General features: G+C 52.1%; 12 protein-coding genes. 9 read left to right on the top strand and 3 right to left on the bottom strand.

Annotated elements, in window-relative coordinates:
- Positions 1 to 25: 25 nt before the first annotated feature.
- Positions 26 to 565: a transcription repressor NadR gene (locus PQI28_RS02025; RefSeq protein WP_214695354.1), complete on the bottom strand. Its 540-nt coding sequence runs from the start codon at positions 563 to 565 to the stop codon at positions 26 to 28.
- Complete coding sequence (locus tag PQI28_RS02020; RefSeq protein WP_214695356.1) at positions 543 to 1,673, bottom strand: cysteine desulfurase family protein; 1,131 nt, start codon at positions 1,671 to 1,673, stop codon at positions 543 to 545. The genes PQI28_RS02025 and PQI28_RS02020 overlap by 23 nt, the downstream gene beginning before the upstream one ends.
- A gap of 95 nt (positions 1,674 to 1,768) precedes the next feature.
- On the opposite strand from PQI28_RS02020, the gene PQI28_RS02015 reads away from it, so the two are divergent.
- From PQI28_RS02015 to PQI28_RS01975, 9 genes are all read left to right on the top strand, one after another.
- Complete coding sequence (locus tag PQI28_RS02015; protein ID WP_214785266.1) at positions 1,769 to 3,202, top strand: L-aspartate oxidase; 1,434 nt, start codon at positions 1,769 to 1,771, stop codon at positions 3,200 to 3,202.
- Complete coding sequence (gene nadC, locus PQI28_RS02010) at positions 3,156 to 4,025, top strand: carboxylating nicotinate-nucleotide diphosphorylase (protein ID WP_214785265.1); 870 nt, start codon at positions 3,156 to 3,158, stop codon at positions 4,023 to 4,025. The genes PQI28_RS02015 and nadC overlap by 47 nt, the downstream gene beginning before the upstream one ends.
- Positions 3,988 to 5,067 carry a quinolinate synthase NadA gene (gene nadA, locus PQI28_RS02005; RefSeq protein ID WP_214785264.1) on the top strand — a complete coding sequence of 360 codons (1,080 nt, stop codon included), beginning with the start codon at positions 3,988 to 3,990 and terminating at the stop codon, positions 5,065 to 5,067. Before nadC ends, nadA begins: the two co-directional genes overlap by 38 nt.
- A gap of 93 nt (positions 5,068 to 5,160) precedes the next feature.
- Positions 5,161 to 5,748, top strand: coding sequence for a Holliday junction branch migration protein RuvA (ruvA, locus tag PQI28_RS02000; RefSeq protein WP_015881166.1), 588 nt, complete (start codon positions 5,161 to 5,163; stop codon positions 5,746 to 5,748).
- 10 nt (positions 5,749 to 5,758) lie between these two features.
- Positions 5,759 to 6,760 carry a Holliday junction branch migration DNA helicase RuvB gene (gene ruvB / locus PQI28_RS01995; RefSeq protein ID WP_214695364.1) on the top strand — a complete coding sequence of 334 codons (1,002 nt, stop codon included), beginning with the start codon at positions 5,759 to 5,761 and terminating at the stop codon, positions 6,758 to 6,760.
- An 18-nt stretch (positions 6,761 to 6,778) separates the two neighbouring features.
- Entirely contained in the window at positions 6,779 to 7,822 is a 1,044-nt protein-coding gene (queA, locus tag PQI28_RS01990; protein ID WP_214785422.1) for a tRNA preQ1(34) S-adenosylmethionine ribosyltransferase-isomerase QueA, read from the top strand.
- Positions 7,819 to 8,964: a tRNA guanosine(34) transglycosylase Tgt gene (gene tgt / locus PQI28_RS01985; protein ID WP_015881169.1), complete on the top strand. Its 1,146-nt coding sequence runs from the start codon at positions 7,819 to 7,821 to the stop codon at positions 8,962 to 8,964. The genes queA and tgt overlap by 4 nt, the downstream gene beginning before the upstream one ends.
- Before the next feature lie 84 nt (positions 8,965 to 9,048).
- Positions 9,049 to 9,327: a preprotein translocase subunit YajC gene (yajC, locus tag PQI28_RS01980; protein ID WP_074035337.1), complete on the top strand. Its 279-nt coding sequence runs from the start codon at positions 9,049 to 9,051 to the stop codon at positions 9,325 to 9,327.
- A gap of 181 nt (positions 9,328 to 9,508) precedes the next feature.
- Positions 9,509 to 11,281, top strand: coding sequence for a methyl-accepting chemotaxis protein (locus tag PQI28_RS01975; protein WP_339962404.1), 1,773 nt, complete (start codon positions 9,509 to 9,511; stop codon positions 11,279 to 11,281).
- Positions 11,282 to 11,317: 36 nt separating this feature from the next.
- On the opposite strand, the gene zupT is transcribed toward PQI28_RS01975, so the two are convergent.
- Positions 11,318 to 12,178, bottom strand: coding sequence for a zinc transporter ZupT (gene zupT, locus PQI28_RS01970; RefSeq protein WP_339962403.1), 861 nt, complete (start codon positions 12,176 to 12,178; stop codon positions 11,318 to 11,320).
- Positions 12,179 to 12,252 lie beyond the last annotated feature (74 nt).

Here is a 12,252-nt window from a genome sequence, read left to right as displayed (position 1 = left end):
GATGTCACATATTCGTGACATCTCTTCAATCTAATTCGGATACGAGAATACCGAGCCGGTCAAGCTCTTTCACCGCGGCATCAATCGCTTCCTGATGATCGGCTTCAAGTGTATGGACATGTAATCCTCCGGTCAATTGCGAGAGCGGTGAGGCCCCGTGTGCCTTGACCCGTTCGAGGAAGGCGCGGACGTCACGTCGACTCTTCACCATGAGCTGTCCCGTGATGGATCCGTAAACGGGGTGGTCGATGATGACATCTTTGATGGTGACCCCTTCATCGACGATGGCGTTCATCTCTGCCTCCATCTCTTCTGCCGTATGGCGGCAAGCCACCTTTTTTGAATAAGTAGACGGGGTGAAGTCGCCGTGCAAATAAACGTAACCGCGCGCGGTGGCGACGATTTGGTGACCTTTCGCTTTTAAGAGCGACAAATCTTGGACGATGACCTGGCGACTGACGGATACGTGCCTTGCCAGTTCAGATCCAGTGATCGGTTCATTGCTCGATTCGATCAGTTGAAGTAAAGTGCGACGGCGTTCTTCACCGGCTAAACGTTTGTTCATGATGTTCGACTCTCCTTGCTAAAGTGACGATGGCATCGGCGAGGGCCGATGTGTCTTCGACGGTCGTTTGCGCGCCGAAGGAAATGCGGACGAGTCCGTGGCAGGCGCTCGTCTCATATCCGAGTGCTTCGAGCATGCGGTTCGGTCCGTTCTGACCGGCGCGACATGCTGACCCGGCGGATACTTGGAACCCGAGATCGTCGAGCTCGGTCATCCACCATTGTCCGTCGCGTTGATGGGATACGAAGGAAAAGATAGCGGGACTTTGTTCGTCAAACTCGAGCCAATGGACATACGCTGACGTCTTCTCTTTCAAGATAGCACGAAACGCCATGAAATTTCTCTGAAAACGTGTCAGTTGATCCTGACGTTCCCCGAGCGCTTTGACGAAGGCGCTGATTCCTGGAACGTCGATCGTACCCGGACGAATCCCGTATTGGTGATGACCCGGGTAGTAAGGTGGGGGAATCAAGCGTTCCATATAGAGGGCGCCAATCCCTTTTGGTCCACCGACCTTATGGGCGCTGAACGAGTAGGCGTCGATTCCTTCCACAGAAATCGGGATTTTCCCCAGTGCCTGTACCCCATCCACGTGAAAGAGAATCTTTTTATATTTTAGGAGACATTGGATGTGATGGAGCGGCAACACCCATCCTGTGTCGGAATTGACGTGTTGGAGTGTGACGAGTCCGATATCACGGTCGAGTAAGTGTGTGAACGTCTCTAAATCAAACTTTCCGTCTTTCAGTTTCAAACGATGGACGATGACCCCTTCGCGTTCCCATTCTTCAAGCAAAAGGGCGACCGAATCATGTTCATGCCAGGACGTGATCACTTCTTTGCCTTTCATGCGCTTCCGTAAGCTCGTCAGTGCGATGTAGTTACTTTCAGAACCACTTCCGGTAAACAATAATTTCCCACGTAAGACGTCGAGTCCGAGTGCTTGTTTAAGTAAGCGCCGTGCCTCTGTCAAATAATCTTCAGCCATATATCCGTGCGCGTGGAGTGATGATGGGTTTCCATAAACGTTTTTGGCCATAGCCACGTAATGGTCTAATGCTGCGTGTGTCATAGGATGTGTAGCGGCGTAGTCGAAGTAGCGGTTCATCATGGACTCCCCTTTTCTCATGTTGTCTTCTACACAAAATTATGCGAAACTAGTTTACAAGTCAACATTACATATGAAAAACAGGTGATATACAGGTGTCTTTACATATAGAGAAAACCGACATTTTGATTATTGGAACGGGACTTGCCGCCGTCGCGACGGCGCTACATGTGCCATCCTCATTGTCTGTCCTCCTCGTTTCCAAAGGGGAGGCGACGTCGACGAACTCCGATTTGGCACAAGGAGGGATTGCGAGCTCGTATCTCGAGGAGACGAGTGAGGCACATAAAGAAGACACGATGCTTGCTTCGAATCAGACATCGTGTTCGGAACGCGTCGACATTCTCGTGGAAGAAGGACGTCGAGCGATTGAAGAGATGGAACGGTTCGGTGTCCACTTCGATCGTGACGAGGACGGGTATGCCCTCGGGCGGGAAGGGGCTCATCGGTTGCATCGCATCTTTCATGCCGGGGGCGACGAGACCGGTCGACATGTCATGCGGCACTTGCGTCAGTCTTTACCGGACAACGTGAACATACTCGAACACGTCCTCGTCCATGACCTTGTGATGAAGGAAGGACGAGTTATCGGTGCGATGGCGTTTCAGAAAGAAAAATGGCTACACATCGAGGCAGGTGCCGTCGTTCTCGCGACCGGTGGAATCGGTGGACTTGTCGATTGGACTTCGAACGCTCAGACGGTGACCGGTGATGGTCTCGTCTTGGCAAATCGATGCGGGGCCAAACTGACGAACTTACAACGGATCCAATTTCACCCGACCTTATTGGCCGCAGAGGAACCTCATCTCGTCACCGAAGCGCTCCGTGGTGCCGGTGCGAAGCTCGTCGATCCATACGGAAACGATGTGATGGCGCATCACCCGCTTGGGAGTCTCGCCCCTCGAGACGTGGTGGCCCGTGTCTTAACAGACCGAGTTGGACCCGTCTTTCTTGATACGACTAGTGTGACGCGACTACGTGAGCGGTTCCCGAAACTCGCAACGACGTGTGACAAGTTAGGCATCGACCTTCGCCAAATCCCCGTTCGCCCAGGGCTCCATTTTCATATGGGCGGAATCGAAGTGGATGACGCGGGTCGAACGGACGTCGACGGATTGTATGCCGTCGGAGAAGTGGCGGAAGCAGGTGTACACGGGACGAATCGACTGGCCTCAAATTCACTCTTGGAATGCTGGGTGTTCGGAAAACGTGTCGCTGAGGCGATTCGAGTGAAGGAAAGAGGCTTTGCGACGAGTGATGTGATGGCGTATGACATCTCACCTGACACGTTCCGTTCGCTCCGTCATCAAATCGGCAAGTGGTTGACGATTTCACCGAATCACGACGAAATAAAATGTTTCTTACAAAATACCCAAACGTTGACCATGACGAAACACGTGACAAGACAATTAAGTGAACAAACTTTACAACTTGATGCGGCGCGCCTCATCGCGCAAAGCATCCTCGAAATGGAGAGGTACGATGAACACGATTTATCTACGCGAACAGCTACGACAGTTTCTGATTGAGGATATCGGATATGGCGATCTATCGAGTGAATTGATTGATGAACACGACGAGTCAATCGCGACCATCATCGCAAAAGAGCAAGGCGTCTTCTGCGGGAAGCCGATCGTCCAAGAGCTCGCTAAGATGCAGCAACTCGAATTGGTGGATTGCCAAGATGACGGGAAGCGGATTGAACCAGGCGATGAACTGATCATCTTGAAAGGGAAGACCCGTGTCCTATTAGAGACGGAACGCGTCCTATTGAATGTGATTCAGCGTGTGAGCGGGATTGCGACGATGACACGTCAATGTGTCGATGCGCTCGATGACGACTCGATTCACGTCACGGATACGCGGAAAACGACACCAGGACTCCGCATGCTTGAGAAGTACGCCGTTCGTGTCGGTGGCGGCTACAACCATCGACTCCGCCTCGACGATGCCGTCATGATCAAAGACAACCATATCGTCGCACTCGGCGGTGTGACAGAAGCCATTCACGCCGCACGTTCGAGAGTCGGTCATACGACTCCGATCGAAGTCGAGGTCGAATCGTTAGCCCAGCTCTTAGAAGCCGTTCAAGCGAATCCGGATATTGTAATGCTCGATAATCGAACGCCGGATGAACTGCGAGAATGGGTCCCGCATATTCCGGACCATATCACCATCGAAGTGTCTGGCGGCATCACGCTCGACTCGATTGACGACTATCGAGGGATTCGCATCGATGTCATCTCACTCGGTCAGTTGACCCACTCGGTACGGGCGCTCGACTGCAGTATGAATTTACAAGGAGGAATGAAACATGCAACTACTCGGAACACTCCCACCGACGTACGCTAATCTGTCAGTGGAGGAAATGGAGACGCGGATTCAAACGGTCAAGGACCGGCTCGGGACACGTCTCTTCTTACCTGCGCATCATTATCAAAAAGACGAGGTCGTCCAATTCGCGGACGCGACAGGAGATTCGCTCCAGCTCGCACGGCTCGCAGAACAGATGAGCGAAGCGGAATTTATCGTCTTCTGTGGCGTGCATTTCATGGCGGAGACAGCAGATATGTTGACACGCGACGATCAGATTGTCGTCTTGCCTGATATGCGGGCCGGTTGCTCCATGGCAGACATGGCTGATATCGACCAGACGGAGATTGCGTGGGAAGAGTTGACGGAGCAGTTCGGGGAAGGCATCATCCCGATTACATACGTCAATTCGACGGCAGCCATCAAAGCGTTTGTCGGACGTCATGGCGGGGCGACGGTCACATCGTCGAACGCGCATGAGATCGTCCGTTGGGCACTAGAGGCAGGAGAGCGCATTTTGTTCCTTCCTGATCAGCATCTCGGACGGAATACGGCGTATGACCTCGGTATCCCACTCGAGGCGATGGCCGTCTGGGATCCGCTCCGCGAAGAACTAGTGGCAGAAGGAGACCTCGAACAGATTCGGGTCATTCTTTGGAAAGGCCATTGTTCTGTCCATGAGAAGTTTACCGTCTCGCAAATTCAAGCGTTCCGTGAGCGCGAACCGGATCGTCGCATCATCGTCCATCCGGAATGTACGTTTGATGTCGTGCAGGCAGCCGACGAGGCAGGATCGACGTCATATATCATCGACAAGATTGATGCGAGCGAACCCGGGACAAAATGGGCGGTCGGGACGGAGATGAACCTCGTGAACCGATTGGCGGCGACGTACCCGCATCTCGATATCGTCTCGTTGAACCCGTTCATGTGTCCATGTCTGACGATGAACCGAATCGACTTGCAACATCTCCTCTGGGCGCTCGAGTCGCTCGAGACGGACCCTGTGAACGTCATTCGCGTCGATGCTGAGACGACAGAGTGGTCGAAACGTGCACTTGAACGTATGCTCGCACGGTAATCGCTTCAGGACAGGCAAACGCCTGTCCTTTTTTCATATCGCTCGTTATGGTACAATAAATGCAGTTTTTCCGACCGAAAAGGAGATTACACCGTGATTGAATTCGTAAAAGGACCCGTCGCCTATGTGTGTGCGGAATATATAACGTTAGATGTCTCGGGCGTCGGCTACAAAGTACATGTGCCTAACCCGTTTTTTTATCGTGAACAAGACGAACATGTAATCGTGTTTACGCATCATTACGTCCGTGAAGATCAACAGACGCTATACGGTTTCCGGTCACGCCGAGAACGGGAGCTCTTCAATAAACTCCTTAGCGTGAGCGGTATTGGACCGAAAGGGGCACTCGCCATCGTCGCCTCTGGAGATATCGACGCATTGATCGATGCGATTGAAACCGAGAATGAGAAGTATTTGACGAAGTTCCCGGGAGTCGGGAAGAAGACGGCCAAACAGATGGCACTCGACTTGAAAGGGAAGTTATCCGAACTTGCACCAGATTATGTGCCGAACGAAGGATTGTTCGCACAAGGTGCATCAGAACTAGACGAGGCGTGTGAGGCGCTCGTCGCCCTCGGATATTCTGAACGAGAGATCGCGAAAGTCCGCAAAGCATTGAGCGGGGAGATCTTGACGACCGACGCGTACATAAAACGCGCGCTACAGCTGTTATTGAAATAAGGAGGAAGCTATGGACGAACGATTGTTGTCACAATCTCATCAGCAATATGAAGACTCTGAAGAGTGGAGCTTACGTCCGCAGCGCTTCGAGCAATATATCGGGCAGGAAAAGGCGAAAGGCAATTTGTCGGTCTTCATCCAGGCCGCCAAACTTCGCAGTGAGACGCTCGACCACGTCCTATTGTATGGACCACCGGGACTCGGGAAGACGACGCTCGCGCAAATTATCGCCAACGAGATGGGCGTCGGCATCAAGACGACCGCCGGACCGGCGATTGAACGACCGGGTGACCTGGCAGCAATCCTCTCGACACTTGAGCCGGGTGACGTCTTATTTATCGATGAGATTCACCGGTTGAGTCGGACGATTGAAGAGATTCTCTATCCAGCGATGGAAGACTACTGTCTCGATATCGTCTACGGACAAGGCGAGATGGCGCGAAGCGTACGCATCGATTTGCCACCGTTCACACTCGTCGGGGCGACGACGCGGGCCGGGATGTTATCGGCGCCGCTTCGGGACCGTTTCGGGGTCACATTGAAACTTGAATACTATGAGCCACATGAACTCGCGGCCATCGTCAGTCGGACGGCCCAGCTGTTCCGCCTTTCGATCTCACCTGAGGCGAGTGGCGCGATTGCGAAGCGCTCGCGAGGGACACCACGAATCGCCAATCGTCTCTTGCGTCGAGTCCGTGACTTCGCTCAGGTAGCCGGCACGAAAGAAATCGATCCAGTGCTCGCATCCGATGCGCTCGACCGTCTACACGTCGATGCGCTCGGACTCGATGAAGTCGACCACCGATTGCTTCGGGCCATGGTGGAACGATTTGGAGGGGGACCGGTCGGGCTTGAGACGCTCGCCGCAACCATCGGCGAGGATGCTCAGACGATCGAAGACGTCTACGAGCCATATTTATTACAACAAGGGTTCTTGCAGCGGACGCCGCGAGGACGGATGATCACACAGTTTGCCAAGTCGCATTTTGGTTATGAAGAGGAAGAGGAGTAAGGTATGCAAGACATTCAATTGAACGTAAACGATTATGATTTTGAATTGCCTGAAGAGTTGATTGCGCAAGTTCCGTTGCTCGATCGGACGAGCTCACGTCTGCTCGTATTGGACCGTGAGACAGGAGACATCGAGCATCGTCATTTCCGTGACGTGCTCGACTACTTGAACGAGGGAGATGCGCTCGTCGTCAACGATTCGCGCGTCTTACCGGCTCGTCTCTTCGGAGCGAAACAAGAAACAGGCGGGAAAGTCGAGTTGCTCTTGTTGAAGCAGACGGAGGACGACGTATGGGAAGCACTCGTCAAACCGGCGAAAAAAGTTCGCGTCGGTTCCATCGTCGAATTCGGTGACGGACTTCTCCGCGCGGAATGCGTCGAGGAACTCCCGGAAGGTGGACGTCGCTTCAAGTTCGGCTACGACGGTATCTTCTACGAGATTTTAGACGAACTCGGAACGATGCCACTCCCACCGTACATCCGTGAACAACTCGATGACCAAGATCGTTATCAAACGGTCTATGCGCGGGAACGTGGCAGTGCAGCCGCTCCGACAGCAGGTCTCCATTTCACAGAAGAACTGCTCGAGGCAGCGAAGGCGAAAGGGGTTCGGTTGATCCCGCTCACGCTTCACGTCGGTCTCGGTACGTTCCGTCCGGTGACGGCTGATTCGATTGAAGAACATACGATGCATAGCGAATATTTCGAGTTGTCAGCTCAATCGGCTGAAGCGCTCCGAGATGTCCGGTCGAGTGGCGGTCGCATCTTTGCGGTCGGTACGACATCGACACGCACGCTCGAGACAATCATGCGAGACCATGGGGACTTCGTCGAGTCATCGGGCTGGACGGATATCTTTATCTACCCTGGTGTCGAATTGAAAGCAATCGATGGATTGATCACGAACTTCCACTTGCCTAAATCGACACTCGTCATGCTCGTCTCGGCATTCGCGACGCGCGACATCATCTTACACGCTTATCGGACTGCGGTCGCAGAACGATACCGCTTCTTCAGTTTTGGAGACGCGATGCTCATCACGAGGAAGGAAGTAACAAAATGACAAAACACGCAGTCACATACGAACACATTCACACATGTAAACAGACCGGAGCGCGGCACGGAATCGTCCATACGCCGCACGGGTCGTTCGAAACACCGGTCTTTATGCCGGTCGGGACGCAAGCGAGTGTCAAGACGATGGCACCAGAACAAGTCAAGGCGATGGGTGCGAACATTATCTTGTCGAACACGTATCATCTATGGGTCCGCCCGGGACATGAGGTCATCAAACAAGCTGGCGGGCTTCATAAGTTCATGAACTGGGACGGCGCGATTCTCACGGACTCAGGCGGCTTCCAAGTGTTCTCACTTGCCGACCTCCGAAACATTCAAGAAGAAGGCGTGCATTTCCGAAACCACTTGAACGGCGACAAGTTGTTCTTGTCACCGGAAAAGGCGATGGAGATTCAAAACGCGCTCGGCTCGGATATCATGATGGCATTCGATGAGTGCCCACCTTATCCGGCGACGCATGAATACATGAAGAAGTCGGTCGAACGCACGAGCCGTTGGGCAGAACGTTGCCTTGAGGCACACGAGCGTCCAGAAGACCAAGCGCTCTTCGGGATCATTCAAGGTGGGGAATATGAGGACCTTCGTCGTCAAAGTGCACAAGATCTCGTCTCACTCGATTTCCCAGGATATGCGGTCGGCGGTCTCTCGGTCGGTGAACCGAAAGACGTCATGTATCGTGCCCTCGAGTTCACGACGCCGCTCATGCCGGAAAACAAACCACGTTATTTGATGGGTGTCGGTTCGCCGGATGCATTGATTGAAGGGTCGATTCGTGGAATCGATATGTTCGACTGTGTCCTCCCGACACGGATTGCACGGAACGGGACGCTCATGACTTCGAAAGGTCGCGTCACAATCAAGCAAGCGAAGTATAAGACAGACTTCGGCCCGATCGATGAGAAGTGTGACTGCAACACGTGTAAGAACTACTCACGTGCCTATGTCCATCATTTGATTCGTGCGGACGAGATGTTCGGCCTTCACTTATGTACGACACACAACCTTCACTTCCTTGTGAAGTTGATGGAGCAGGTTCGTCAAGCGATTCGCGAAGACCGTTTGCTCGATTTCAAAGAAGAGTTCTTCGAAGAATACGGCTACAACAAGCCGAACGCGAAGAATTTCTAAGCAAACGTGTCGGACATTGTGTGACAATGCTTCAGTTTCACGGTATAATGAACCTGATATTGAAGGAAAGGGTGAATGTTACTCATGGAAACACTCGTTGCGTTATTACCAATGATCTTGATTTTCGTCGTATTTTACTTCTTGTTGATTCGTCCACAGACGAAACGCCAAAAAGAAGTACAAGCGATGCAAAACGCCCTCGAGCGTGGCGACAGCGTTGTCACAATCGGCGGTTTACACGGCGTCGTTCATCAAATCGAAGACACACATGTCGTTTTGAAATGCGATCAATCGCTTCTCCGTTTCAACCGAAGCGCAGTTGCGGAAGTCGTGAAAAAAGCGAATGCCTCATTTGAGGAATAAGCAAGTAAGCGTCTGACCATTATGGTCGGACGCTTTTTTTATAGAAAAGCGACTGTTTTTTGACAAAGTATGTCAATTCGGTGATTCATCCACCTCATTTCGAAAAATCGATTTGATTCATGAAAACGTTTGCATTAATGTCAAAGTGAGAAGAAATTCGAGATGAAGGAGAACGGATGACATGGACGTGAAACGATTGGTACGACCGATGAAGAAGTGGAAAGGGTGGACATGGAAGCGGAGCGGTACAAAACAGAAAGGGCGTTCTTCTCTCAGAAGACGAATGTCGATTGCGCTAGTTCCCACAATTATCGCGCTCGTCCTTGTCGGAGCGCTTGGTTCATATCAACTGAGACAATCGACTGCTGCATATGACCGAGTCCTGAACGAGGGGACACAGGAGATGCTGTTGGCTGAAAATCTGTCGCTTGCGGTGACCGATGCAGAACGTTATTTGAACTACTATATGCTCGTTGCCAATCCGAAAACACTCATCAGTCTGCAAAGTGTCCAAGAGCAGCGTGACGAGTTGATGGCTTCACTGAAAGCATCCTCTTCAGATGAGAAGATTTTATCTTGGTTGGGGGATTTGGAGAAATTTAATGAGTTGTTGGACCGTGAGATGAGTCGCGCCATCGAACTTCGCCAGCAACAAGATGAGATTGGGTATAAAACGGTCCTCAACACGAGTGTGACTCCGACAACGGACCGTGTTCGGATGACGGTGACAGACCTTGTCGAATACAAGGGCGAACTCCTCGCATCCGAGACGAAAGCTGTACAGGCCGAAGCGGAGAGTTCAATCCTCTGGATGCTTGTCATCAGCGTCGTCGGTGTCGTAATCGGAATCTTGTCCTTGCTCGCCCTGCAACGCCTCTTCTTAAAACCGATCAATCGACTTGGTCGTCAAGCGCGAATCATGGCAAGCGGCGATTTGACGGGCGAAGATATTGAGGTCGCCTCAAACGATGAACTCGGAGATCTTGTCACAGCTTTCAACGAGATGAAACATAACCTCGTCGGATTGATTCGTCGAGTTGGCGAGGCTTCAGAAAAAGTCACTGCCTATTCTGAAGAACTGTATGCGAGTACGGAACATGTGGCGACAACGACTCAAGGTGTCTCTCGTTTGTTTGAAGATATGAATGTGGCGGCTCAAGGGTCGTCTAAACGAGCGGAAGAAGGGACGATTGGCGTCAATCAAGCGGTTGATGGATTGAACCAGATTGCCGCAGCGTCACAAGGCGTGAATGAACAGACGATTCATACACTTGAAGCGGCAAACGGTGGGCTTGAGACCGTTCAATTAGCGGAGAAACGAATGCAAGAGATACGTCGAGCCAATGAGCTCACGCAACAGATGGTGACCCGACTTTCGAACCAGTCGCTTGAGATTGAGAAGATTACGCGTTCGATCACGGCCATCACGGAACAGACGAACTTGCTTGCGCTCAATGCGGCCATCGAGGCGGCACGTGCGGGTGAACATGGGAAAGGCTTCGCGGTCGTCGCGGCAGAAGTGAGAAAGCTTGCCGAGGAGTCGAAGCAATCTGCCATCCAAATTCAGACTGTCGTCCGTGACATCCAGCGAGACACGGAGCAAGTCGAGACGGCGTTCGAAGAATCGAGCGTTCATGTCGAGAGTGGGGTATCACAGATGGGTGAAGTCGCCTCGGCGTTCCGTGAGATTGTATCGGTCATCGAAGAGACGTCGCGTCAGATGAGTGAGATTGCCGCGGCGACAGAAGAAGTGAGTGCCAATACGACAGAAGTTGCCGTTTCGGTCGAGGATATGTCCACGAACGCCGTTTCGACACAACGAAGCGTCGAAGAGGCGGGGGCTAATGTCGAGGAACAACTTGCGGCGATTCAAGAAATCAACAGCATCGCCGAAACAATGAGCCATATGTCGTCTGAATTAAAAGATGTCGTCCATGTGTTCAAGACGACATGACAAATGCCCTGACGTCTCGCGTCAGGGCATTGCTCGTTACATTAATAGGATAAGACTTGTCGCCATGACGATCATCCCGGCGACCATTCCATACATCGAATGGTGGGCATGCCCATATTCACGGGCGGCAGGAAGCAACTCGTCGAGCGAGATGAAGACCATGATCCCGCCGACTGCTGCGAACAACAGTCCGAAGACCGTGTCGCTCAAGAACGGCATGAGAATTAAAAATCCGATGGCAGCCCCAGCTGGTTCGGCGAGACCGGATAACATCGAAAGTTTGAACGCCTTCTTCCGTGATCCTGTCGCATAATAAATCGGGACGGAGACGGCGATCCCTTCCGGAATGTTATGCAGTGCGATGGCGATGGCGATGGCCACACCGACGGTTGGGTCATCAAGCGCCGAGATGAACGTCGCAAGTCCTTCCGGGAAGTTGTGAATCCCGATGGCGAGTGCCATGAAGACTCCCATTTTCTTTAGACGGCTTTGTGTCTCAGGATGATTGATTGGAGCCGCTTCATTTGTTGCTGTCGTTGCCAACTCTTGCGTTGACGGATCGTTCTGCATCGATTCAACGAACTTGACCTCGTGCGGGTTCTCCATTTTCGGGATGAACTTATCAATCATACCAATCAAGAACATTCCCCCGAAGAACGCGAGGACGGTGTAAATCGTTCCGGTATATTCCCCGTGTGCACCGACAAGTTCCTCAAGTGCCTTTGGGAAAATCTCGATGAACGATACGTAAATCATGACACCGCCTGAAAATCCGAGAGAGATGGACAAGAAGGCCGTGTTTGTTCGTTTCGCAAAGAATGCGATCATACTCCCGATTCCCGTCGCAAGCCCTGCGAACAAGGTGAGGAGAAACGCAAAAATGATTGTGCTGTCCATGTGGAAAGACTCCTTTGATGTTGTGATGTTAGCTACATCATACATGAAGTTTTGCCCTTGTGCAACATTTAGTC

Source organism: Exiguobacterium sp. USCH10, from assembly GCF_037619445.1.
Lineage (GTDB): Bacteria > Bacillota > Bacilli > Exiguobacteriales > Exiguobacteriaceae > Exiguobacterium > Exiguobacterium aestuarii_A.
This window is presented reverse-complemented; position numbering and strand designations above follow the sequence as displayed.

Coding starts and splice junctions, on each gene's coding strand:
- nadC (WP_214785265.1), top strand. CDS start 3,156: ATGAACACGATTTATCTACGCGAACAGCTACGACAGTTTCTGATTGAG.
- PQI28_RS01975 (WP_339962404.1), top strand. CDS start 9,509: ATGGACGTGAAACGATTGGTACGACCGATGAAGAAGTGGAAAGGGTGG.
- nadA (WP_214785264.1), top strand. CDS start 3,988: ATGCAACTACTCGGAACACTCCCACCGACGTACGCTAATCTGTCAGTG.
- PQI28_RS02020 (WP_214695356.1), bottom strand. CDS start 1,673: ATGAACCGCTACTTCGACTACGCCGCTACACATCCTATGACACACGCA.
- ruvB (WP_214695364.1), top strand. CDS start 5,759: ATGGACGAACGATTGTTGTCACAATCTCATCAGCAATATGAAGACTCT.
- zupT (WP_339962403.1), bottom strand. CDS start 12,178: ATGGACAGCACAATCATTTTTGCGTTTCTCCTCACCTTGTTCGCAGGG.
- tgt (WP_015881169.1), top strand. CDS start 7,819: ATGACAAAACACGCAGTCACATACGAACACATTCACACATGTAAACAG.
- PQI28_RS02025 (WP_214695354.1), bottom strand. CDS start 565: ATGAACAAACGTTTAGCCGGTGAAGAACGCCGTCGCACTTTACTTCAA.
- yajC (WP_074035337.1), top strand. CDS start 9,049: ATGGAAACACTCGTTGCGTTATTACCAATGATCTTGATTTTCGTCGTA.